Raw genomic sequence first — 21614 nt, forward strand, 5'->3', positions numbered from 1 at the left:
CGAGAGCGGAGGTGGTGCCTTCCGTCACTGCTGGACTCCTTCAGGGATAGGCCCGTGGGTGGGGCCGAGAACGAAGATCAGGAGAAGCCGGGTCAGGACTTCTTCTTCGGCCGCTGGCCGCCCTGCTGCCCGCCACGCTTCGGCTGCTGCCGCGTGCCCGGCTTGGCCGACGCCGTGCCCTTGGCCACCGGCTCCTTGGGCTGCGCGCTCTTCGGCACCGTGTCCTTGGGTACCGACTCGGTCTCCGGCTCCGACTCCGACTCCGGTGCCTTGGTCAGACTGGTCTGGCCGGCACCGCCGTGCGGGTGGACGGCGGCCTGCTGACGCTGCGCCTTGGTCTGCTTGCGCGGCTGCTGACGACGGACCTGAACGGCCCCCTCGACCGTCTCCGCCGCCGTGGCCGTGGCGCTCTTGCCGCCGCCACCGCCGGAGATCTTCGCGAGCAGCCCGATCTTGATCTCGGAACCGTCCGGGTTGAGCCGCCCTGCCTTCTTGAGGCGGGCCTGCCGCTCCTGGAACGCGTGACTGCCGGGCGTCGGGTTGTTGTGGATCACGATCAGCTGCTGGCCCATGGACCAGATGTTGGTGGTCAGCCAGTAGACGAGCACACCGACCGGGAAGTTGATGCCCATGACGGCGAACATGACGGGGAAGACGTACATCAGCATCTTCTGCTGCTGCATGAACGGCGTCTTGACCGTGAGGTCCATGTTCTTCGTCATCAGCTGGCGCTGGGTGATGAACTGCGAGGCCGACATCATGATGATCATCACTGCGGTGACGATCTTCACGTTGGTCTGCGTGCTGCTCACGAACGTCGCCGACAGCGGGGCACCGAAGATGTGCGCCAGACCGGCGCTGTGCAGCAGGTCGCCCTTGATCACGCCGATCGGGTGGCCCTTGGCGACCGAGGAGAGCACGCCGTAGAGAGCCGTGAAGAACGGCATCTGCACCAGGATCGGAAGGCAGCTCGAGAAGGGGTTGGTACCCGCCTCCTTGTAGAGCTTCATCATCTCTTCGGACTGGCGCTGCTTGTCGTTCTTGTAGCGCTCCTGGATGGCCTTCATCTTCGGCTGGATAGCCTGCATGGCCCGGGTCGACTTGATCTGCTTCACGAAGAGCGGGATCAGGCAGATTCGGATGACGACCACCATGGAGGCGATCGCGAGGCCCCAGGCCCAACCGCCGTTCGGGTCGAAGACGTGGCTGTACAGCGAGTGGAACTGGACAATGATCCAGGACACCGCAGTGTAGAGGGGACTCAGAAAACCGATGATCACCGGTCAGACTCCTTGGACATCGGGCTTGGACACCGGCTCAGGCCCGGCGATCCCGCTCTTCGGGCTCAGCAGATCGCGCAGCCGACGGTGCCAGACCGGATGCTTGCGCGGCGGAACATGATCGACCCCACCGGGTGACCACGGGTTGCAACGCAGAATGCGCCACGCGGTCAGGCCGGAGCCCTTAACCGCGCCGTGCACTCGCACCGCGTCGTACCCGTAGTGCGAACACGAGGGGTAGTAGCGGCACACCGGGCCGAGCAGTGGACTGATGGTCCACTGGTAGAGCTTGATCAGCCCCATCAGCAGGTACTTCATCGCCCTGCTCCCGTCGGCGCACTGCCGGTCGGCTCAGCCCGGAGCAGCCGCCGTAGCGCCGCGTCCAGGTCGTGCTCCAGTTCAAGGTACGAGGCCGTTCCTGCCGGAGGCAGCGCGCGTACCACTATCAGGCTACCTGCGGGCAACCTGGGCAGAAGCTCTCGGACCAGGTGACGCAGACGACGCTTCACCAGGTTGCGCACGACCGCCGGACCGACGGCCTTGCTCACGACGAAACCCGCACGCGCCGAAGGAAGCCCCTCGGCGACGTGCGGGCTGGAGTCGCTCTTCCGGTCGGTCTGCCCCTTGGCCTCGCCATCTCTGTTGAGATGGACGACCAGAAGGGGCCGACCGGCTCGGCGACCGCGTTTCACCGCGGTCGCAAAGTCCTGGCGCCGCCGCAGCCGATTCTCGGAGGGCAGCACTGCAGACCCTTGACGCGGATCAGGCGGAGATGTTGACGCGGCCCTTGGCACGGCGAGTCGCCAGGATGGCGCGGCCGGCGCGGGTACGCATCCGCAGCCGGAAGCCGTGGGTCTTCGCGCGACGACGGTTGTTCGGCTGGAAAGTGCGCTTGCTCACTCGGGGGCTCCTGGGGTGAATCGAAGGATGACGGGAAATCGCTTGGCCGTCACCGTGCGTCCGCGTGATCCCCTCCCGCTGGCTTCCCAGTGAGAGGCGGCCGGCCCCAACACCCCAGGTCGGCTGGGGTTTGAGACAATCCACGGCGCCCGTGCTGCGCGCCTTATGGAAGCGGGTGGACCCGCGGACATGCGGCAGCGGCCATCGACAACTCGACCTGGTTACGGTACGCGGGACGGGGGCGAGGGGTCAAACCGGCAAACGGCCGGGAGTCCACCGATGCCGCCCGGGAGCCCTCCCGATCATGATAGAGGCCAGTCCCCGCAAGGCCCGCACCCGGTGCGAACACCCGTACCCTGGCCTTGGAGCTGTTCACCCACAGCCTGTGGACAACAACTTGAATCAGCCCAGCGCCCTGACTACCGTTGCAGGACTTGTCGGGTTTGTTCATCCTGCGGGTCCCGTCCAGCAGGTCCCCTCAGGTTCGTCCAGCAGGTTCCTCACGCGGGCCGTCCAACCGGCTCGTCCACCAGGCTCATCCGGGTCGGTACCCGAAGTCCTTTGACACCCCCCTTCCGGGGAACGAGAAAGCGTGCACCAGTGGCTGATGTCAACAGCGATCTCGTCGTCGTCTGGGCGCGGGTCGTCGAGCGGCTGGTCAACGACACGAGCGTCGGTGACAAGGACAAGGCGTGGGTGCGGCGCACCCAGCCGATGTGGATGATGCACGACACGGCGCTGTTGGCGGCGCCCAACGAGTTCGCCAAGCAGGTCCTGGAGGGCCGGCTGATGCCGCAGCTGAGCGAGACGCTCAGCCGTGAGTTCGGCCGCCCGGTCCGGATCGCCGTGATGGTGGACGCCAACGCGGTACCGCCCGCCGCCGCGCCGGCCCCGGCCGAGCAGCCGGTGGCCGAGGCGCCGCAGGCCGAGGAGTGGTCCCAGCAGCCGTACCGCGAGGAGCCGGACTACGGCGTCCGCCCGGCCGAGCCCGGCCGCTGGCCCACCCCCGAGGACTACCCGGCCCGGGACTACGGCCGCTCCTACGAGCAGCCGGCCGAGCAGGCGACCGAGCAGGGCTACGAGCGCGGCCGGTACGACGCGGCCGGCTACGACCAGCGGCCCGATCCGTACGGTGCCGCACAGCCCAGCAGCTGGTCCGGCCAGGACAGCGACCAGGGCGCCGAGCAGGGCCGCAGCTGGGAACAGCGCTCCCCGGATTACCGCCGCGCCGAGTCCGAGCACCGAGGCGAGGCCACCGGCCGGGAGGACGGCGGGCAGGGCGAGCTGTTCGGCGGCGCGTACGGGGCGCCGGCGGACCGCCCGCGCCCCGGTCCCGGCCGTCGGCCGCCGGCCGGCGGGCCGCGACCGCAGTCGGGTCAGTCCGGGCCCGGCTCGCTGCTGCCCGACACCCGTCCGCAGTCCGGTCCGCCCGCCCGCACCGGCGGCGGCCTGCCGGAGCGCAGCCCGAGCCCGGGGGTGCCCGCGCCGCCCGGCGCTCCGCCGGCCGGCGGCTCCCGCAAGGACGAGCCGGCCGCCCGGCTCAACCCCAAGTACCTGTTCGACACCTTCGTCATCGGCGCGAGCAACCGATTCGCGCACGCGGCGGCGGTGGCCGTCGCCGAGGCACCGGCCAAGGCGTACAACCCGCTCTTCATCTACGGCGAGTCCGGGCTCGGCAAGACCCACCTGCTGCACGCCATCGGGCACTACTCGCGCAGCCTGTACCCGGGTACCCGGGTGCGGTACGTGAGCTCGGAGGAGTTCACCAACGAGTTCATCAACTCGATCCGGGACGGCAAGGCGGACGCGTTCCGCAAGCGCTACCGGGACATGGACATCCTGCTCGTGGACGACATCCAGTTCCTGGCGAGCAAGGAGTCGACGCAGGAGGAGTTCTTCCACACCTTCAACACCCTGCACAACGCCAACAAGCAGATCGTGCTCTCCTCGGACCGGCCGCCCAAGCAGCTGATCACGCTGGAGGACCGGCTCCGCAACCGCTTCGAGTGGGGGCTGATCACCGACGTCACCCCGCCGGAGCTGGAAACCCGGATCGCGATCCTGCGGAAGAAGGCGATCCAGGAGCAACTCAACGCTCCTGCCGACGTGTTGGAGTTCATCGCGTCCCGGATCACCCGCAACATCCGGGAGTTGGAGGGCGCCCTGATCCGGGTCACCGCCTTCGCCAACCTCAACCGGGCGCCGGTGGACCTGGAGTTGGCCGGGATCGTCCTCAAGGACCTGATCCCGGGCGGCGACGAGGACGCCGGTCCGGAGATCACCGCGCAGGTCATCATGCAGCAGACGGCGGCGTACTTCGGGCTTGGTGTGGACGATCTCTGCGGATCCTCGCGCAGCCGGGTACTTGTGACGGCTCGTCAGATCGCAATGTACCTGTGCCGGGAGCTGACCGACCTCTCGCTGCCGAAGATCGGCGCCCAGTTCGGCGGGCGGGACCACACGACGGTGATGCACGCGGACCGCAAGATCCGCTCGCTGATGGCCGAGCGTCGGTCCATCTACAACCAGGTCACCGAGCTGACCAACCGCATCAAGAGCTGAGCCCCGACGCCGGTGCCCGGACGGGCGTCGGCCGGGCGGTACTGAAGGGGAGTCAGGGCACCTGGCTCCCCTTCGGCGTACCCGGACGTCGCCCTCCCCGGGCCTCCCCGTGGGGCCGTGTCGGCCCCCCTGCCGCGCCGGCGCCTCGTCCTGCACCCGGAGCGACCCGGGTGCGTCCGGCAGCCGCCTCCGGCCGGGTGCAGGGCGGAGAAAGGAGGTGTAGCGGCCGCCGACGGCGGGCATATCGACAGAGTCGGTGCTCCACCAAGCCGACTGCCGCGCCGAACATCTGACCACCAATTCGAACAGGTCAGGGCCGCAGGGCAGTAATCCACAGGATCGGGTGGTTTTTCCCCGTCCACAGCTTGGGGAGCCCCAAGTTATCCAGAATTCCTCCACAGGCCCGCCGCCGCTACGCTCTCCGACGCAGGTCAGGTGCCTGTGGACTTGTGCACAACCGTTATCCACAGGCTGTGGACAGTCGATGGGCCGTCAGACCGCCAAACGGGTTATCCACCGCTTGTCCCCAGGAAAGCGGTGGTTATCCCCAGGTTCTCCACAGCTGCGTCCACAGTTCGACAACATTGGGAGAGTGTTCATCCTCCGGTGTGAAAGGCGTCACGTGTCGTTGACGACGGCCGGTGGATAACCGGTCCATGATCTGGGGACGGAGCTGGGGATAACCTGTGGATACTCAGAGTGCCCTGTGGGTAACTCAGAGTTGTCCACAGTAGGCCCTACTTGTCCACATCCGCCGTCCACAGGAGCTGTGGACAAAAAAGGGCGTCTGACCTGCGGAAACGGGGTTATCCACGGTATCCACAGGCCCTACTACTACCACTACACCTATAGACACTTGGACTCGGTTAACAGCGGGGTGGGCCGAAAACTGTGGACAACCGGATCCCGACAACTGTTCGGGTTGCTACCGCCCGTCTGCCCCGTCTGTCGGTGGAGTAGGTCAGACTGTCCTTCGGCAACTGGAAGCAGGCTGGCGACAGCCCGGCGGTCAGGTGCCGGTGGGAGACCACCACGAACCACTAGATGATCAAGAGCGATGCGACAGCAGGATGCAGGAGGCGGTTACCGGTGAAGTTCCGGGTGGAGCGTGACGTCCTCGCGGAGGCGGTGGCCTGGGCTGCCCGCAGCCTCCCGGCGCGGCCGCCGGTGCCGGTGCTGGCCGGCCTGCTGCTGACGGCGCAGGAGGGCAGCCTGGCCCTCTCCGGGTTCGACTACGAGGTCTCGGCCCGGGTCGAGCTGGATGCGGACGTCGAGGAGGCCGGCACGGTCCTGGTCCCCGGACGGCTGCTGAACGACATTTCGCGGAACCTTCCCAACAGGCCTGTGGAGATCTCCACCGACGGCATGCGGGTCAGCGTGGTCTGCGGCAGTTCGCGATTCACACTCCCCACGCTGCCTGTGGACGAGTACCCGGCCCTCCCGCAGATGCCGACCGCGACCGGCACGGTCTCCGGCGAGGTCTTCGCCGCCGCCGTCAGCCAGGCCGCCGTCGCGGCCGGCCGGGACGACACCCTGCCGGTGCTCACCGGTGTGCGGGTCGAGATCGAGGGCGACCGGATCACCCTGGCCGCCACCGACCGGTACCGCTTCGCCGTCCGCGACCTGATGTGGAAGCCCGAGCAGTCGGACATCTCCGCCGTCGCGCTGGTCCCCGCGAAGACCCTGCAGGACATCGCCAAGTCCCTGGGCAGCGGCGACACGGTCTCCATCGCGCTTGCCTCGGGCGGCGCGGGTGAGGGCCTGATCGGCTTCGAGGGCGCCGGCCGCCGGACCACCACCCGGCTGCTGGAGGGCGAGTTCCCGAAGTTCCGCAGTCTCTTCCCGACCGAGTTCAACGCGGTCGCGGCGATCCAGACCCAGCCCTTCCTGGAGGCGCTCAAGCGCGTCTCGCTGGTCGCCGAGCGGAACACCCCGGTGCGGCTCAGCTTCGAGCAGGGCGTGCTCACGCTGGAGGCCGGTTCGGGCGACGACGCCCAGGCCGTCGAGCGGATCGACGCGGACCTGGAGGGTGACGACATCTCGATCGCCTTCAACCCGGGCTACCTCGAAGAGGGCCTCAAGGCCATCGACGCGGCCTACGCCCAGCTCAGCTTCACCACCTCGACCAAGCCCGCCCTGCTCAGCGGCAAGCCCTCGGTGGACGCCGAGGCGGACGAGGCGTACCAGTACCTGATCATGCCGGTCCGCCTCTCCGGCTGAGGCCCGACGGCTTGTGGCAGCCACAGCCGGGGTCCCGCACCCCGGCTGTGGCTGCTCCGAGTGGTGACGCCCCCGGCGTAGGCTCAGGGCTGCGCGGCAACGGCGCCGCAGTCAGGCAACGTCACCACAGTGAAGGACTTGTCATGGAGCTCGGCCTCATCGGTCTCGGCAAGATGGGCGGCAACATGCGCGAGCGCATCCGCCGCGCAGGTCACACCGTCATCGGCTACGACCGCAACCCGGACCTCGCCGACGCCGACAGCCTCGAGGAGCTCGTCAGCAAGCTGCAGGCCCCCCGCGTGCTCTGGGTGATGGTCCCGGCCGGCGGCCCGACCCAGGACACCGTGGACCAGCTCGCCGAGCTGCTCGCCCCCGGCGACGTGGTGGTGGACGGCGGGAACTCGCGCTGGACGGACGACATCAAGCACGCCGAGACGCTCGCCGCCAAGGGCATCGGCTTCGTCGACTGCGGTGTCTCGGGCGGGGTCTGGGGCCTGGAGAACGGCTACGCGCTGATGTACGGCGGCGACGCCGAGCACGTCGCGCTGGTCCAGCCGATCTTCGAGGCGCTGAAGCCCGAGGGTGCCTTCGGTTCCGTCCACGCGGGTGCGGTCGGCGCCGGCCACTTCGCGAAGATGGTCCACAACGGCATCGAGTACGCCATGATGCAGGCCTTCGCCGAGGGCTGGGAGCTGCTGGAGGCGGCCCCCGAGGTCACCGACGTGCGCGAGGTCTTCCGCAGCTGGCAGGAGGGCACGGTCATCCGCTCCTGGCTGCTCGACCTGGCCGTCAACGCCCTGGACGACGACGAGCACCTCGCCAAGCTCAAGGGCTGGGCCGCCGACTCCGGCGAGGGCCGCTGGACGGTCGAGGCCGCCATCGACCACGCCGTCCCGCTGCCGGCCATCACCGCCTCGCTGTTCGCGCGGTTCGCGTCCCGCCAGGACGACTCCCCGCAGATGAAGATGATCGCCGCGCTGCGCAACCAGTTCGGCGGCCACGCGGTCGAGTCGAAGTAGTCACAGAAGTAGTCACACCGGAGAAGGCGAGCGCAGTCCACAGCCATGCACGTCGCGCATCTGTCGCTCGCCGACTTCCGCTCCTACGCCCGGGCCGAGGTGCCCCTCGACCCGGGCGTGACGGCCTTCGTCGGCCCCAACGGGCAGGGGAAGACCAACCTGGTCGAGGCGATCGGCTACGTCGCCACCCTGGGCAGCCACCGGGTGGCCACCGACGCCCCGCTGATCCGGCTCGGTGCCGAGCGCGCGGTGGTCCGCACCAGCATCCTGCGTACCAGCTCGTCCGGTGACGCACGCACCACCCTGGTCGAGCTGGAGATCACCCCCGGCAAGGCCAACCGGGCCCGGATCAACCGCTCGGACAACGTCCGGCCGCGCGATGTCCTCGGGCTGCTGCGGACGGTGCTCTTCGCCCCCGAGGACCTCAGCCTGGTCAAGGGCGACCCGGGTGAGCGCCGCCGCTTCCTGGACGAGCTGCTCACCGCCCGCACCCCCCGGCTGGCCGGTGTCCGGCAGGACTACGAGCGGGTGCTGAAGCAGCGCAACGCCCTGCTGAAGACCGCGGCCGCCGCGCGCCGGGCGGGTGGCGGCCGCGGCGCCGACCTCTCCACGCTGGAGGTCTGGGACGGCCATCTCGCCCGGGCCGGCGCCGAACTGACGGCCTTCCGGCTGCAGCTGGTGGCCGCGCTCCAGCCGCTGGTGGCGCAGGCGTACGAGCAGCTGGCCCCGGGCGGCGGGGAGACGGTGCTGGAGTACCGCAGCTCCTTCGAGGGTGAGCGGCCGGGCAGCCGCGAGGAGGCCGAGCAGCAGCTGCTGGCGGCCCTGGAGGACGTCCGGGCCCAGGAGATCGCCCGTGGCCTGACGCTGGTCGGCCCGCACCGCGACGAGCTGGGGCTGCGGCTCGGCCCGCTGCCCGCGAAGGGGTACGCGAGCCACGGTGAGTCCTGGTCGTACGCGCTGGCGCTGCGGCTGGCCTCGTACGAGCTGCTGCGCTCCGACGGCGGTGAGCCGGTGCTGATCCTGGACGACGTCTTCGCCGAGCTCGACGCCCGGCGGCGGGACCGGCTGGCGGAGCTGGTCGCGGGGGCGGAGCAGGTCCTGGTGACGGCGGCGGTGCCGGAGGACGTGCCGAAGGCCCTGGCGGGCGCGCGGTTCGCGGTCGCGGACGGGGACGTGACGCGGCTCGTTTGACGGCCCTCGGGGGCGCGGGGCCCTGCTTGATGAACCGCGTGTGCGACGAGGGCTCTACGAAGGTGCACGGTTGCGCGCGCACGCAGTTGATCAAACAGAGTCCCGCGCCCCTGAAGTGCCCGCCCCGAGCCGTAAACTGGACTGTCCACAGCCTGGGGAAAGGAGATCGCCGTGAGCGATCCGGATGCGCGGACCCCGGAGCTGTCGGGTGTGGATCTGGCCAGGGTGGCGCTGCGTGCGGCGAAGGAGCAGGCGCGGCAGCGGGGCGAGCAGGTGCGGGAGAAGCGTGAGGCGAAGCGGCACGGGCTGCGCAGCGGAGCGCGGGCGGACGGCCGTGATCCGGTGCCGTTGGGGGCGGCGCTGAACCGGTTGATCACCGAGCGGGGCTGGGAGGCGCCGGCGGCGGTGGGCGGGGTGATGGGGCGTTGGTCGCAGATCGTCGGTCCGGACATCGCGGCGCACTGTGAGCCGAAGCACTTCGCCGAGGCCGAGGCGGTGCTCACCGTGCAGTGCGACTCCACCGCCTGGGCGACCCAACTCCGGCTTTTGGCACGCCAGTTGGTGGCCCGCCTGAATCACGAGCTGGGCCACGGCACGGTCCGGGTGATCAAGGTGCAGGGGCCGGACGCACCGGCCCGGAGCTACGGCCGGCTGCGCGCGCCGGGAAGCAAGGGGCCCGGCGACACCTGGGGCTAGTGGAGGGGGAAGCTCCGGAACCCCTGACGGCCCTTTTGCGGCCGCTAAGCCCCCCTGGCGAGTATCGGGACATGTGCAGAGGGGATTCAGGGCGGCACATCTGCCCTCAGGGGCTGCCAAACGCCCATCTCTGTCAGTCCTACCGGTAGACTAAGAGCCAAACACAGTTGCTTGCAGCAACCGAGTCGAAACGCCGTGGTCGCAGGCCCCCCGTCCGGCGGGTGGGAGTGCGGCCGCGCGCTGTGCCAGAGAGGGCGCTTCGTGGCCGATTCCGGCAACTCCAGCCAGAACCCAGACATGTCCGACACCGTTGTCCCGACCGACCCGGCGACGGGCCAGGCTTACGACGCCAGCGCGATCCAGGTGCTGGAGGGCCTCGACGCCGTCCGCAAGCGCCCCGGCATGTACATCGGTTCGACGGGCGAGCGCGGCCTGCACCACCTGGTGTACGAGGTCGTGGACAACTCCGTCGACGAGGCGCTCGCGGGGCACGCCGACTCCATCGCCGTGACGATCCTGGCCGACGGCGCGGTGCGGGTGGTCGACAACGGCCGCGGTATCCCGGTGGGCATGATCGAGAGCCAGGGCAAGCCGGCCGTCGAGGTCGTGCTGACGGTCCTGCACGCCGGCGGCAAGTTCGGCGGCGGCGGCTACTCCGTCTCCGGCGGCCTGCACGGCGTCGGTGTCTCGGTCGTGAACGCGCTGTCCACCCGGCTTGCGGTGGAGATCCACACGGACGGCTTCCGCTGGAGCCAGGAGTACAAGCAGGGCGCCCCGACCGCCCCGCTGGCGCAGCACGAGGCGACCGGCCTGAACGGCACCAGCGTCACCTTCTGGGCCGACCCGGAGATCTTCGAGACCACGGTCTACTCCTTCGAGACGCTCTCGCGGCGCTTCCAGGAGATGGCGTTCCTGAACAAGGGCCTGACCATCTCGCTGACGGACGAGCGCGAGGAGCACGTCGACGACGAGGGCAAGCCGCTCACCGTCACGTACAAGTACGACGGCGGCATCGCCGACTTCGTGGCTCACCTCAACTCCCGCAAGGGCGAGATGATCCACCCCACGGTGATCGACTTCGAGGCCGAGGACAAGACCAAGGCGATCTCGGTGGAGATCGCCATGCAGTGGAACTCCTCGTACACCGAGGGGGTCTACAGCTTCGCCAACACCATCCACACGCACGGTGGCGGCACCCACGAGGAGGGCTTCCGCGCGGCGCTGACCGGCCTGGTCAACCGCTACGCGCGCGAGAAGAAGCTGCTCCGCGAGAAGGACGAGAACCTCTCCGGCGAGGACATCCGCGAGGGTCTGACCGCGATCATCTCGCTCAAGCTGGGCGAGCCGCAGTTCGAGGGCCAGACCAAGGACAAGCTCGGCAACACCGAGGCGAAGACCTTCGTCCAGAAGGTCGTCCACGAGCACCTGAACGACTGGCTGGACCGGAACCCCAACGAGGCTTCCGACATCATCCGCAAGTCGATCAACTCGGCCAGCGCCCGGATGGCGGCCCGCAAGGCCCGTGACCTGACGCGCCGTAAGGGCCTGCTGGAGAGCGCCTCGCTGCCCGGCAAGCTGAGCGACTGCCAGTCCAAGGACCCGGCCGAGTGCGAGATCTTCATCGTCGAGGGTGACTCCGCCGGTGGCTCGGCCAAGCAGGGCCGGGACCCGCGCACCCAGGCGATCCTCCCGATCCGCGGCAAGATCCTGAACGTCGAGAAGGCCCGGATCGACAAGGTGCTGCAGAACACCGAGGTCCAGGCGCTGATCTCGGCCTTCGGCTGCGGTATCCAGGAGGACTACGACGAGTCCAAGCTCCGCTATCACAAGATCGTTCTGATGGCGGACGCCGACGTCGACGGGCAGCACATCCGTACCCTGCTGCTCACCCTGCTGTTCCGCTTCATGCGCCCGCTGGTCGAGTCCGGGTACGTGTACCTGGCGATGCCGCCGCTGTACAAGATCAAGTGGGGCCGGGACGAGTTCGACTACGTCTACTCGGACCGCGAGAAGGACTCCGTGATCGCCGCCGGTGCGGCGGCCGGTCGCCGGCTGCCCAAGGACGACGCGATCCAGCGCTTCAAGGGTCTCGGCGAGATGAACGCCGAGGAGCTCCGGATCACCACCATGGACCAGGCGCACCGCCTGCTCCAGCAGATCACCCTGGAGGACGCGGCCCGTGCGGACGACCTGTTCTCCGTGCTGATGGGCGAGGACGTCGAGGCCCGCCGCTCCTTCATCCAGCGCAACGCCAAGGACGTCCGCTTCCTGGACGTGTGACCGGGCCCGTCCCGCTCAAACGTAACCAGTCACGCGTGAAAGGAAACTGACCACCAGTGGTCGACGAGAACCGTCCCGACGGCGAGCAGCCGGACAGTACCGCCACCGACGTATTCGTGTCCCGGGTCGAGCCGATCGAGCTCGAGACCGAGATGCAGCGCTCCTACCTCGACTACGCGATGAGCGTGATCGTCAGCCGAGCGCTGCCCGAGGTCCGCGACGGCCTGAAGCCCGTCCACCGCCGCGTGCTGTACGCGATGTACGACGGCGGCTACCGGCCCGAGAAGGGCTACTACAAGTGCGCCCGCGTCGTGGGCGACGTGATGGGCAACTACCACCCGCACGGTGACACCTCGATCTACGACACCGTGGTGCGCCTGGCGCAGCCGTGGTCGCTGCGGATGCCGCTGGTGGACGGCAACGGCAACTTCGGTTCCCCGGGCAACGACCCGGCCGCCGCCATGCGGTACACCGAGTGCAAGATGATGCCGCTCGCCATGGAGATGATGCGGGACATCGACGAGGAGACCGTCGACTTCGCCGCCAACTACGACGGCCGCTCGCAGGAGCCGACCGTCCTCCCGGCCCGGATCCCCAACCTGTTGATCAACGGTGCCACCGGTATCGCGGTCGGCATGGCGACCAACATCCCGCCGCACAACCTGCGCGAGGTCGCGTCGGGCGCGCTCTGGGCGCTGGAGCACCCGGAGGCGTCCAACGAGGAGCTGCTCGAGGCCCTGATCGAGCGGATCAAGGCGCCGGACTTCCCGACCGGTGCGCTGATCGTCGGCCGCCGTGGCATCGAGGACGCGTACCGCACGGGCCGTGGCTCGATCACCATGCGGGCCGTGGTGGAGGTCGAGGAGATCCAGGGCCGGCAGTGCCTGGTGATCACCGAGCTGCCGTACCAGGTCAACCCGGACAACCTGGCGCTGAAGATCGCCGACCTGGTCAAGGACGGCAAGGTCGCCGGCATCGCCGACGTCCGCGACGAGTCCTCGTCCCGGACGGGTCAGCGCCTGGTCGTGGTGCTCAAGCGCGACGCCGTCGCCAAGGTCGTGCTGAACAACCTGTACAAGCACACCGACCTGCAGACCAACTTCGGTGCCAACATGCTGGCGCTGGTGGACGGCGTGCCGCGCACGCTGTCGCTCGACGCGTTCATCCGGCACTGGGTGGCCCACCAGGTCGAGGTCATCGTCCGCCGGACGACCTTCCGGCTGCGCAAGGCCGAGGAGCGGGCGCACATCCTGCGCGCGCTGCTCAAGGCGCTGGACCAGATCGACGCGGTGATCGCGCTGATCCGGGCCTCGGAGAGCGCGGACGCGGCCCGCAGCGGCCTGATGAACCTGCTCCGGATCGACGAGATCCAGGCCAACGCGATCCTCGAGATGCAGCTGCGTCGGCTGGCCGCGCTGGAGAGCGCACGGATCCAGAGCGAGCACGACGAGCTGCAGTCCAAGATCAACGAGTACACCGCGATCCTGGCCTCGCCGCCGCGCCAGCGCGAGATCATCTCCGAGGAGTTGACCGCGATCGTCGAGAAGTACGGCGACGAGCGGCGCTCCACGCTGATCCCCTTCGACGGCGACATGTCCGTCGAGGACCTGATCGCGGAGGAGGACATCGTCGTCACGATCACCCGTGGCGGCTACGTCAAGCGGACCAGGTCCGACCTCTACCGCTCGCAGAAGCGCGGCGGCAAGGGCGTGCGCGGTGCCCAGCTGAAGCAGGACGACCTGGTCGACCACTTCTTCGTGACCACCACGCACAACTGGATCCTGTTCTTCACCAACAAGGGCCGGGTCTACCGCGCGAAGGGCTACGAGCTGCCCGACGCGGGCCGGGACGCCCGTGGCCAGCACGTGGCCAACCTGCTGGCCTTCCAGCCGGAGGAGCACATCACCCAGGTGATGGCCGTCCGGACCTACCTGGACAAGCCGTACCTGGTGCTGGCGACCCGGGCCGGTCTGGTGAAGAAGTCCTGGCTGAAGGACTACGACTCCCCGCGCTCCGGCGGCCTGATCGCGATCAACCTGCGGCAGGACGAGGAGGGCAAGGACGACGAGCTGATCGGCGCCGAGCTGGTCTCCGCCGAGGACGACCTGCTGCTGGTGTCCCGCAAGGCACAGTCGATCCGCTTCACCGCGACCGACGACGCGCTGCGGCCGATGAGCCGGGCCACCTCGGGTGTGAAGGGCATGTCGTTCCGCGAGGGCGACGAGCTGCTGTCGATGAACGTGGTGCGGCCGGGGACGTTCGTCTTCACCGCCACCGACGGCGGCTATGCCAAGCGCACTCCGGTGGACGAGTACCGTGTTCAGGGACGCGGTGGATTCGGCACCAAGGCGGCCAAGATCGTCGAGGGTCGCGGATCGCTGGTCGGGGCCCTGGTGGTCGAGGAGACCGACGAGATCATGGCCATCACGCTCTCGGGCGGTGTGATCCGCACCAGGGTTTCCGGAGTTCGTGAAACCGGACGTGACACGATGGGCGTCCAACTGATCAACCTCGGAAAGCGCGACGCGGTCGTGGGCATGGCCCGCAACGCGGAGGCGGAGGACGAGGAGCTGGCCGAGGACGAGGGCACCGCCCTTGAGATCTCGGCTTCGGCTGAGGGTACTGACCATGAGAATTCGGCTACGGCCGAGATTTCGGGTGACATCCCGGCCGAGCAGAACGATGGTGGTACCACGGCGGGTGGCTCGGCCGAACTGGCCTGACCGCAAGCCTTGGTGGCCGGTACCCGCCCCCTGCTGGGCGGGTACCGGCCACTGACCGGTCCCGGGCAATCGGCCCGGGTACCGGAAGAGGACTGAAACGACCAGGGCGGATCGCCGGCCTGGCGGGTTGATGCGGAGGACCAGGGTGAGTGGAGCCACGGGTGCTGCGGGAGGTGCCGCGGGGGGCGGCCTGCCGGGCGCCGCACAGAGCGGGATGCCGTACGGCGGCGGGCCGCAGCCTCCGGCCGAGCACCCGGCCGCGTCCACCTCGCTGATGCCGCCGGTGGCCTCGGCGGGTCAGGGCGGGACGTACGGCGGCGCACCGCAGCCGCCGGCCCAGCCGCCGGCGGCGGGGTTCTCGACGCCGACGACGTACGCCAAGGGTCAGCCGACCCCCGCACGCGGCACCCGGGTCAACTCGGGTGCCCCCGCTGCCCCGGCCGCCCGGCGCGGCGGCCCGGCCCAGTCGGGCGGCCCGGTCGGCCAGCAGGCCGGCGGACTCTCGGGCCGGGTCCGCAAGGCCCGGCTGCGGGTGACCAGGGCCGACCCCTGGTCGGTGATGAAGGTGAGCTTCCTGCTCTCCCTCGCGGTGGGCATCATCATGATCGTCGCGGCTGCGGTGCTCTGGATGACGCTGGACGGGCTGGGTGTCTTCACCTCGCTCAACAGCACCCTGAAGGAGGTCACCGGCTCCGCCGACGGCGCCAGCAGCGTGAACCTAATGGACTACATCGGCTTCAGCTCGGTGATGCTCTTCACCACCCTGATCGCGGTGGTGGACGTGATCCTGATGACGGCGCTGGCGACCCTGTCGGCCTTCATCTACAACACGGCCGCCGGATTCACGGGCGGCATCGAGCTGACGCTCGCGGAAGAGGACTGAGAGTCCGCAGCTCGGACTTGGCTGCGAGCCAGGGTTCACCGATTGCCTGACGGACCGTCGGGAAATATCGGGCACTGCGGAATGAGCGGGCCCCGGAGGCTGTTCCAGCCTCCGGGGCCCGCTGACGTTCGGGTGACAGCTGTGGCGTTCCGGCGTGCCGAGCGGCGTTGCCGAGGGCGCGGTGGATTAGCTGTCCGCGATGTCCGGGGCCGGGCAGGTGACGGGTGGGTTCGGCTGGTCGGAGGTGCGCGGTGGCGCGGATCGCAACGCAGTTGGTCGGAGCGCTGGAAGAACTGCTGGGGGCCCGCCTCCCGCTCCGGGTGCAGGCCTGGGACGGCAGCGCGGCCGGACCGCCGGACGCACCCCTGGTGGTGCTCCGCAACCGCCGCGCGCTGCGCCGGCTGGTCTGGCAGCCGGGCGAGCTCGGCCTGGCCCGGGCGTACGTCTCGGGGGACCTGGACCTGGCGCCCGACGCGGACCTGTACGACGTGCTGACGGCCGTCGCCCGGTTCTCCGAGCGCCCCGACCTCCAGGACCTGCGGTTCGGCCTCCGGGACGCCGTAGGGCCCAAGGGCCGCCGACTGGCCGCCGCCGCGCTGCGGGCCGGTGCGCTCGGGCCACAGCCCACCCCGCCGCCCGAGGAGGCCCGCCCGGCCGAGGGGCGGCTGCACAGCCGGGGCCGCGACCGGGCGGCGATCAGCCACCACTACGACGTGGGCAACGACTTCTACGCCCTGGTGCTGGGCTCCTCGATGGTCTACTCCTGCGCGTACTGGGAGCCGGGCGCCAAGAGCCTGGAGGGCGCCCAGGAGGCCAAACTCGACCTGATCTGCCGCAAGCTGGGCCTGCGGCCCGGGATGCGGCTGCTGGACGTCGGCTGCGGCTGGGGTTCGCTGGTGATCCACGCGGCCCGGCACTACGGCGTCAGCGCGGTCGGGGTGTCCATCTCGGCCGAGCAGGTCGCGCTGGCCCGGGAGCGGGTCTCGGAGGCCGGTCTGAGCGGTCGGGTGGAGATCCGGCTGCAGGACTACCGGGAGATCCAGGACGGCCCCTTCGACGCGATCTCCAGCGTCGGCATGGCCGAACACGTCGGCACCTCCCAGTACCTGACGTACGCGGCCGGGCTCTACCAACTGCTCACCCCGGGCGGACGGCTGCTCAACCACCAGATCGCCCGCCGCCCGAGCTGCCCCGGCGAACCGTACGTGACCAGCCCGTTCATAGAGCGGTACGTCTTCCCGGACGGTGAGCTCTCACCGGTCGGCAGCACGGTCTCGCTGCTGGAACAGGCCGGCTTCGAGGTCCGCGACGTCGAGTCGCTCCGCGAGCACTACGGCCTGACGCTGCGGGAGTGGGTCTCCAACCTGGAGGCCAACTGGACCGAAGCCGTCCGCTCGGTCGGGCGCGGCCGGGCCCGGGTCTGGCGCCTCTACATGGCAGCCTGCGCCCTCGCCTTCGAGGAGAACCGCATCGGGGTCAACCAGGTCCTCGCCGTCCGCACCGGCACCGCCGGCGACAGCGGCCTCCCAGCCACCCGCCGGCAGTGGCTGGGCGCCGGCCGGGACGCGGCCCTCGGCGACCTCGGGCCCGGAGGCGAACCCGCAGCTGGAGTGCCCGGAGGAACGGATTTGGGAGATCGGCCGACGGTCCGCTAATCTTTGAGTGCGGCAAGGGCCTATAGCTCAGACGGTTAGAGCGCTTCCCTGATAAGGAAGAGGCCACAGGTTCAAGTCCTGTTAGGCCCACCTGCAAAGAAGGCCCGGAGTGATCTCACTCCGGGCCTTCTGCTTGTTCCCGACGGAGTTGCTTCGGCAGGTAGGTCGGATGGCGTGACCGTGGTCACTTCCGGTGGTTGTACTTGGTGCGCAGAGGCATCTTGGGGTGGACGACTCGAAACTGCTGTGAATTTGGGGATAGCCGGCGTCAGTACCGGTCATTGGATCTGTGGACGTAGCGCGACCTTTGCTCCTGCTGGCGGATGCTCCAGCCCCCGTACGCCCTGGGTGAAAGGGCGGTCCACCGTTCACTCCAACCATGGAGGCATCCCCATGTCCATGAAGCTGCCCTGCTCGAGTCCCGGACGCTCCGCGAGAGCCTGAGCGAGCGCGTCGACGCGCTCGACAAGGTCAAGGCGCTGTCCCTGCTGCCGGACGGGGTCCACGTCACCACGCAGATGGTCGCCGACTACTTCGAGGTCGGCGAGAGGGCCGTCAACTCGCTCGTCCAGCGGCACCGGGCCGAGCTGGAGGGAAACGGGTTCGTCGTTCTGCGGCCTGTGGATAACTCTGGATTCGTTGGCTTCAACTTGAAGCCAACGCAGGTCAGGGGGCGTTGGATGGCGATCTACCCCCGCCGGGCCGTCCTCAACATCGCGATGCTGCTGCGGGACAGCGAGGTCGCGCGGAGCGTGCGGCGGTACCTGCTCGACGCGGAGCGGGCGGGACGCGAGCCGCAGGCGGGCCCGTACCTCGACTTCGACTTCGAGGGGATGGCCGTGGAGTTGGAGCGACGGTTGCTGGCCGGGACGGTCGGGGAGCGGCTGGCGCGCTGCGAGGCGATGTTGATCGCGGACCGGGTGCTGGTCGGAGCCATGAGCGCGCGGCTGTGCGAGGTGGCGGCGGATGTCCGGGAGCTGCGGCGGGGGCGATGGGTGTGGCGGCGCTGAGGGGGCCGTGACGGGCGCCGGTATGACAGGAGGCGCGGCGTCAATCCTGTGCTCGGATCGGCCGGTTGGAGGTGATGGCGGCCACCCGGGAACCGGTTACCGGTGTGTATCATCGGCCGCAGGGCGGTCTGCCACCAGGGCCGCTGGTTCGTGCTCGTACACCCGAGGACTCGCGAGGTGGTCTCTTCCCCTTCAGGGAGAGCTCTGCTGAGTCCGCCCCCATGTAAGCAAGAAGGACGAGGTCCCGCGGTGAAGAAGCTTCTCCTGGTCGCCCTGGTCGCCCTCGGCGGCTTCTTTGTCTACCGTCAGGTCCAGGCGGACCGTGCCGAGCAGGACCTGTGGACCGAGGCGACCGACCCGGTCCCCGCCTCCCGCTGAGGCACTGCCGCTGAGGCATCGGACGATCTTTCGGGGGCCGCTCGCGGTCTCCCCGTCGGGTCGGTCCTGACCGGACGGCCAGGACCGACCCGCGATCCCGCTCAGACGGATACCTGCTCACAGATTGTCCGCCGGAGCGGGTACGCTGGTGCGCAGCAAACCGCACGGGGCTTTAGCTCAGTTGGTAGAGCGCTGCCTTTGCAAGGCAGATGTCAGGAGTTCGAGTCTCCTAAGCTCCACGTGCACGGACGCCCCGGACCGATAATGGTCCGGGGCGTTCGTCGTCCCGGCGTTCGTTGTCCCGGTGCGAGTGTGCGAGCGGGAGGCAGGTGGGTCGGTGGCTCGGAGCGGAGCGCGGCGGCCGGAGCCGCTCACGGGTGCGGCACCCGGGTCGGCACGGGTCTGGTACGCGGCATACGGCTCGAACATGAATCTCGACCGGCTGGTCTGCTATCTGGCCGGGGGCCGGCCGTCCGGTGGGGCCCGGGAGTATCCGGGTTGCCGGGATCGGCGGCGGCCGGCGCGGGCGGTTCCCGTGCTGTTGCCCGGGCGGCTCTACTTCGCGTTCGAATCGCGGGTGTGGACCGGCGGGATGGGCTTCTACGACCCGATGGACCCGGGCGAGATGCCCGCCCGTGCCTACCTGCTGACGGCTGGCCAGTTCTCGGACGTCGCGGCCCAGGAGATGCACCGGGCTCCCGGGCCCGACCTGGACCTGAGTGGGGTGCTGGCGACGGGACGGGCCCGGCTCGGTCCGGGCCGGTACGAGACGCTGGTCTGTCCCGGTGTGCTGGACGGGTACCCCGTGCTGACGTTCACCGCCCCCTGGCGGAGCGCGGAGGCCGAGCTGAACGCGCCGTCGGCCGCCTATCTGGGGCATCTCAGCGAAGGTCTGGCCGCCGCCCACGGCTGGAGCGAGGCGCGGATCGCCGCCTACCTGGGCAGTCGTCCGGGCGCCCGGACGGGTCGGTCGGCGCAGTAGGCAGTAGCGGTACGAGCGGTAGGAGCGCACGAAAGGGCCGCCGGCCCGGTGCGGCAGGGGCGGCGGCCGATTCGGCTCAGGTGCGGGGTGGGTGCGGGGTGGGACGCGTCAGTGCGGCTTGCGCGGGTCGTGCGGCTTGGGGCGGTCGCCGGGGGCCGGGTGGCCGGGCTCGGGGTCAGGGGCGGGGTCCGGGTCCGGGGTGGGAGCGGGGTTGGGGTTGGAAGAGACACTATGTGAGCCGTTCAGCATGCTGTCGCCCATCGGGGAACCTCCGGCGGTGCCATAGGGGGTGTCCTGGCCGGCCGAGGGCTCGACCAGCCATTCCGGCGCGCTCTGCCGCCGCCACCACTGCCAGGCGATCACGCCGGTCCCGACCGCCAGGGTGCCCGCGACGGCGAGGCCGGTGGCCCAGCCGCTGCGCTGCTCCTTCCTGGCGTTCCTGGCCGCCAGGTCGCTGATCTCGGCCGCACTCACATGGCCGTGCAGCGCGGTGAGGGCGGCGCTGCCGCGCAGTTGGGCCTCGTGGGCGACGGGGGTGATGACCGAGCGGGCGCTGTCGACGGCGTCGGTGACCTTGTCGGTGACCTTGGGGACGACGCTGCTCCTGGTGGTCTCCGCAGCCTTGCTCGCCGAGTGCTTGGCCGCCAGGGCGGCTTCCTGGGCCCGGTGGACGGCCTTGAGGGTGCTCTGCTGGGTCTGCGGCGGGAGGGCGAAGAAAGCCTGCTCCAGCTGTGGGGCCACTCGCTTCACGTACTGGACACGGGCGGCGTGTGCCGCGTTGGCCGCGCCGGTCCTGGCCTGGGTGCTTGCCGAGCCGACCTTGGGGCCGAGTGCTTCCAGCGCCGGGCCGAACCGCTGCATCGCCTCGTCTGCGTAGTGCAGCGCGGTGTGCCGGGCGGTGGTGGCATAGGGCGCGAGAGTGTCCCTGGTCTTTTCGGCCGTCTCACGAGCTGAGTCCAAACGGGTCACGAGCTTCTCCTCCTCGGTGGCGTCCTATATGCACATTTCCACCTGTTTCGAGATCATGCATGCCCATCTGTCCCTCGGCGCGCCGGGTTGCGCCGTACGCGGGGTGGGGACGGGGACGGAACGGCGACGGGACGGGACGGCGACGAGGGTGCGGTGGGGTCGATCGGGCCGGGCGGTGGTCGGAACGGGGAGGGCGGGCTTGCGGCCCGGTCAGGGACGGCGCGTGGGATGATTTGCGGTGTCCGGTGCGATAGGTACATAGGAAGGCAGCTCGTGGCCGAGGAACTGTTCGCCACTCTGAAGACCAACCACGGCGACATCGTGATCAAGCTCTTCCCGAACCACGCCCCGAAGACGGTGGCGAACTTCGTGGGGCTGGCCGAGGGCACCCGGGAGTGGATCGACCCGAGGACCGGGCAGCAGGGCGAGGGCGGCCTGTACGACGGCACCGTCTTCCACCGGGTGATCGCCGGCTTCATGCTCCAGGGCGGCGACCCGCTGGGCACCGGCACCGGCGGCCCGGGCTACGAGTTTGCCGACGAGTTCCACCCGGACCTGGCGTTCAACCGGCCGTTCCTGCTGGCCATGGCCAACGCCGGCCCGGGTACCAACGGCTCCCAGTTCTTCATCACGGTCGAGCCGACCCTCTGGCTGACCCGCAAGCACACCATCTTCGGCGAGGTCCTCGACGAGGCGAGCCGGCAGGCCGTGTCGACGATCGGCGCCACCAAGACCGGGCCTGACGACCGCCCGGTCGACGACGTCGTGATCGAGTCCGTGGAGATCAGGCGCGGCTGACGCCGCCCCGCAGTAACCTTGGCGGTCCCGGTGGCGCTCCCGACACGGTGTGCGTGGCCGGGATCAGT

General features: G+C 69.6%; 18 protein-coding genes and 2 tRNA genes. 15 read left to right on the top strand and 5 right to left on the bottom strand.

All coding sequences use genetic code 11. The features are described 5' to 3' along the window. Nucleotides 1–92: 92 nt before the first annotated feature. The 4 genes from yidC to rpmH are packed head-to-tail and all read right to left on the bottom strand — an operon-like array spanning nt 93 to nt 2180. Nucleotides 93–1277 carry a membrane protein insertase YidC gene (gene yidC / locus P3T29_RS10025; protein WP_280716071.1) on the bottom strand — a complete coding sequence of 395 codons (1185 nt, stop codon included), beginning with the start codon at nt 1275–1277 and terminating at the stop codon, nt 93–95. Between the two features lie 6 nt (nt 1278–1283). Then, nucleotides 1284–1598 carry a membrane protein insertion efficiency factor YidD gene (gene yidD / locus P3T29_RS10030; protein ID WP_280715964.1) on the bottom strand — a complete coding sequence of 105 codons (315 nt, stop codon included), beginning with the start codon at nt 1596–1598 and terminating at the stop codon, nt 1284–1286. Next, nucleotides 1595–2023, bottom strand: coding sequence for a ribonuclease P protein component (gene rnpA / locus P3T29_RS10035; protein WP_280715965.1), 429 nt, complete (start codon nt 2021–2023; stop codon nt 1595–1597). The genes yidD and rnpA overlap by 4 nt, the downstream gene beginning before the upstream one ends. 19 nt (nt 2024–2042) lie before the next feature. Continuing rightward, nucleotides 2043–2180: a 50S ribosomal protein L34 gene (gene rpmH / locus P3T29_RS10040; protein ID WP_280715966.1), complete on the bottom strand. Its 138-nt coding sequence runs from the start codon at nt 2178–2180 to the stop codon at nt 2043–2045. Nucleotides 2181–2780: 600 nt separating this feature from the next. On the opposite strand from rpmH, the gene dnaA reads away from it, so the two are divergent. The 14 genes from dnaA (at nt 2781) to P3T29_RS10110 (ending at nt 19779) form a co-directional block, all read left to right on the top strand. Next, nucleotides 2781–4742: a chromosomal replication initiator protein DnaA gene (gene dnaA / locus P3T29_RS10045; protein ID WP_280715967.1), complete on the top strand. Its 1962-nt coding sequence runs from the start codon at nt 2781–2783 to the stop codon at nt 4740–4742. A 1089-nt stretch (nt 4743–5831) separates the two neighbouring features. Further along, nucleotides 5832–6962 carry a DNA polymerase III subunit beta gene (dnaN, locus tag P3T29_RS10050; RefSeq protein ID WP_280715968.1) on the top strand — a complete coding sequence of 377 codons (1131 nt, stop codon included), beginning with the start codon at nt 5832–5834 and terminating at the stop codon, nt 6960–6962. Nucleotides 6963–7105: 143 nt separating this feature from the next. Continuing rightward, entirely contained in the window at nt 7106–7981 is an 876-nt protein-coding gene (gene gnd, locus P3T29_RS10055; RefSeq protein ID WP_280715969.1) for a phosphogluconate dehydrogenase (NAD(+)-dependent, decarboxylating), read from the top strand. A gap of 45 nt (nt 7982–8026) precedes the next feature. Continuing rightward, nucleotides 8027–9172 carry a DNA replication/repair protein RecF gene (recF, locus tag P3T29_RS10060; protein WP_280715970.1) on the top strand — a complete coding sequence of 382 codons (1146 nt, stop codon included), beginning with the start codon at nt 8027–8029 and terminating at the stop codon, nt 9170–9172. Between the two features lie 165 nt (nt 9173–9337). Continuing rightward, nucleotides 9338–9868 (top strand): DciA family protein, encoded by a 531-nt coding sequence (locus tag P3T29_RS10065; protein ID WP_280716072.1) that lies wholly within the window; start codon nt 9338–9340, stop codon nt 9866–9868. 297 nt (nt 9869–10165) lie between these two features. Continuing rightward, the gene (gyrB, locus tag P3T29_RS10070) at nt 10166–12148 is read left to right on the top strand and encodes a DNA topoisomerase (ATP-hydrolyzing) subunit B (RefSeq protein ID WP_280715971.1); all 1983 of its coding nucleotides are present in this window, start codon (nt 10166–10168) and stop codon (nt 12146–12148) included. Between the two features lie 116 nt (nt 12149–12264). After that, nucleotides 12265–14871, top strand: coding sequence for a DNA gyrase subunit A (gene gyrA, locus P3T29_RS10075; protein ID WP_280716073.1), 2607 nt, complete (start codon nt 12265–12267; stop codon nt 14869–14871). 145 nt (nt 14872–15016) lie between these two features. Further along, nucleotides 15017–15754 (top strand): DUF3566 domain-containing protein, encoded by a 738-nt coding sequence (locus P3T29_RS10080; protein WP_280715972.1) that lies wholly within the window; start codon nt 15017–15019, stop codon nt 15752–15754. Nucleotides 15755–16005: 251 nt separating this feature from the next. Next, nucleotides 16006–17409, top strand: a complete 1404-nt coding sequence (locus P3T29_RS10085) for a cyclopropane-fatty-acyl-phospholipid synthase family protein (protein WP_280715973.1) — start codon at nt 16006–16008, stop codon at nt 17407–17409. A gap of 16 nt (nt 17410–17425) precedes the next feature. Then, nucleotides 17426–17499, top strand: a tRNA-Ile gene (locus tag P3T29_RS10090). A gap of 233 nt (nt 17500–17732) precedes the next feature. Continuing rightward, nucleotides 17733–18419 (top strand): hypothetical protein, encoded by a 687-nt coding sequence (locus tag P3T29_RS10095; protein ID WP_280715974.1) that lies wholly within the window; start codon nt 17733–17735, stop codon nt 18417–18419. A gap of 249 nt (nt 18420–18668) precedes the next feature. Beyond that, complete coding sequence (locus P3T29_RS10100) at nt 18669–18797, top strand: DLW-39 family protein (protein ID WP_280715975.1); 129 nt, start codon at nt 18669–18671, stop codon at nt 18795–18797. A gap of 166 nt (nt 18798–18963) precedes the next feature. After that, nucleotides 18964–19036, top strand: a tRNA-Ala gene (locus P3T29_RS10105). Nucleotides 19037–19224: 188 nt separating this feature from the next. Next, nucleotides 19225–19779, top strand: coding sequence for a histone deacetylase (locus tag P3T29_RS10110; protein ID WP_280715976.1), 555 nt, complete (start codon nt 19225–19227; stop codon nt 19777–19779). A 108-nt stretch (nt 19780–19887) separates the two neighbouring features. Here the strand turns inward: P3T29_RS10110 and P3T29_RS10115 are convergent, their stop codons facing one another. Continuing rightward, entirely contained in the window at nt 19888–20748 is an 861-nt protein-coding gene (locus P3T29_RS10115; RefSeq protein WP_280715977.1) for a DUF5324 family protein, read from the bottom strand. A 273-nt stretch (nt 20749–21021) separates the two neighbouring features. Between P3T29_RS10115 and P3T29_RS10120 the strand changes: the two genes are divergently transcribed. Beyond that, the gene (locus P3T29_RS10120; protein WP_280715978.1) at nt 21022–21546 is read left to right on the top strand and encodes a peptidylprolyl isomerase; all 525 of its coding nucleotides are present in this window, start codon (nt 21022–21024) and stop codon (nt 21544–21546) included. Nucleotides 21547–21614 lie beyond the last annotated feature (68 nt).

Origin of the sequence: Kitasatospora sp. MAP5-34 (genome assembly GCF_029894335.1) — a bacterium.
GTDB lineage: Bacteria > Actinomycetota > Actinomycetes > Streptomycetales > Streptomycetaceae > Kitasatospora.

Coding starts and splice junctions, on each gene's coding strand:
- gnd (WP_280715969.1), top strand. CDS start 7,106: ATGGAGCTCGGCCTCATCGGTCTCGGCAAGATGGGCGGCAACATGCGC.
- gyrB (WP_280715971.1), top strand. CDS start 10,166: ATGTCCGACACCGTTGTCCCGACCGACCCGGCGACGGGCCAGGCTTAC.
- P3T29_RS10095 (WP_280715974.1), top strand. CDS start 17,733: ATGCTCCAGCCCCCGTACGCCCTGGGTGAAAGGGCGGTCCACCGTTCA.
- P3T29_RS10110 (WP_280715976.1), top strand. CDS start 19,225: ATGAATCTCGACCGGCTGGTCTGCTATCTGGCCGGGGGCCGGCCGTCC.
- yidD (WP_280715964.1), bottom strand. CDS start 1,598: ATGAAGTACCTGCTGATGGGGCTGATCAAGCTCTACCAGTGGACCATC.
- recF (WP_280715970.1), top strand. CDS start 8,027: ATGCACGTCGCGCATCTGTCGCTCGCCGACTTCCGCTCCTACGCCCGG.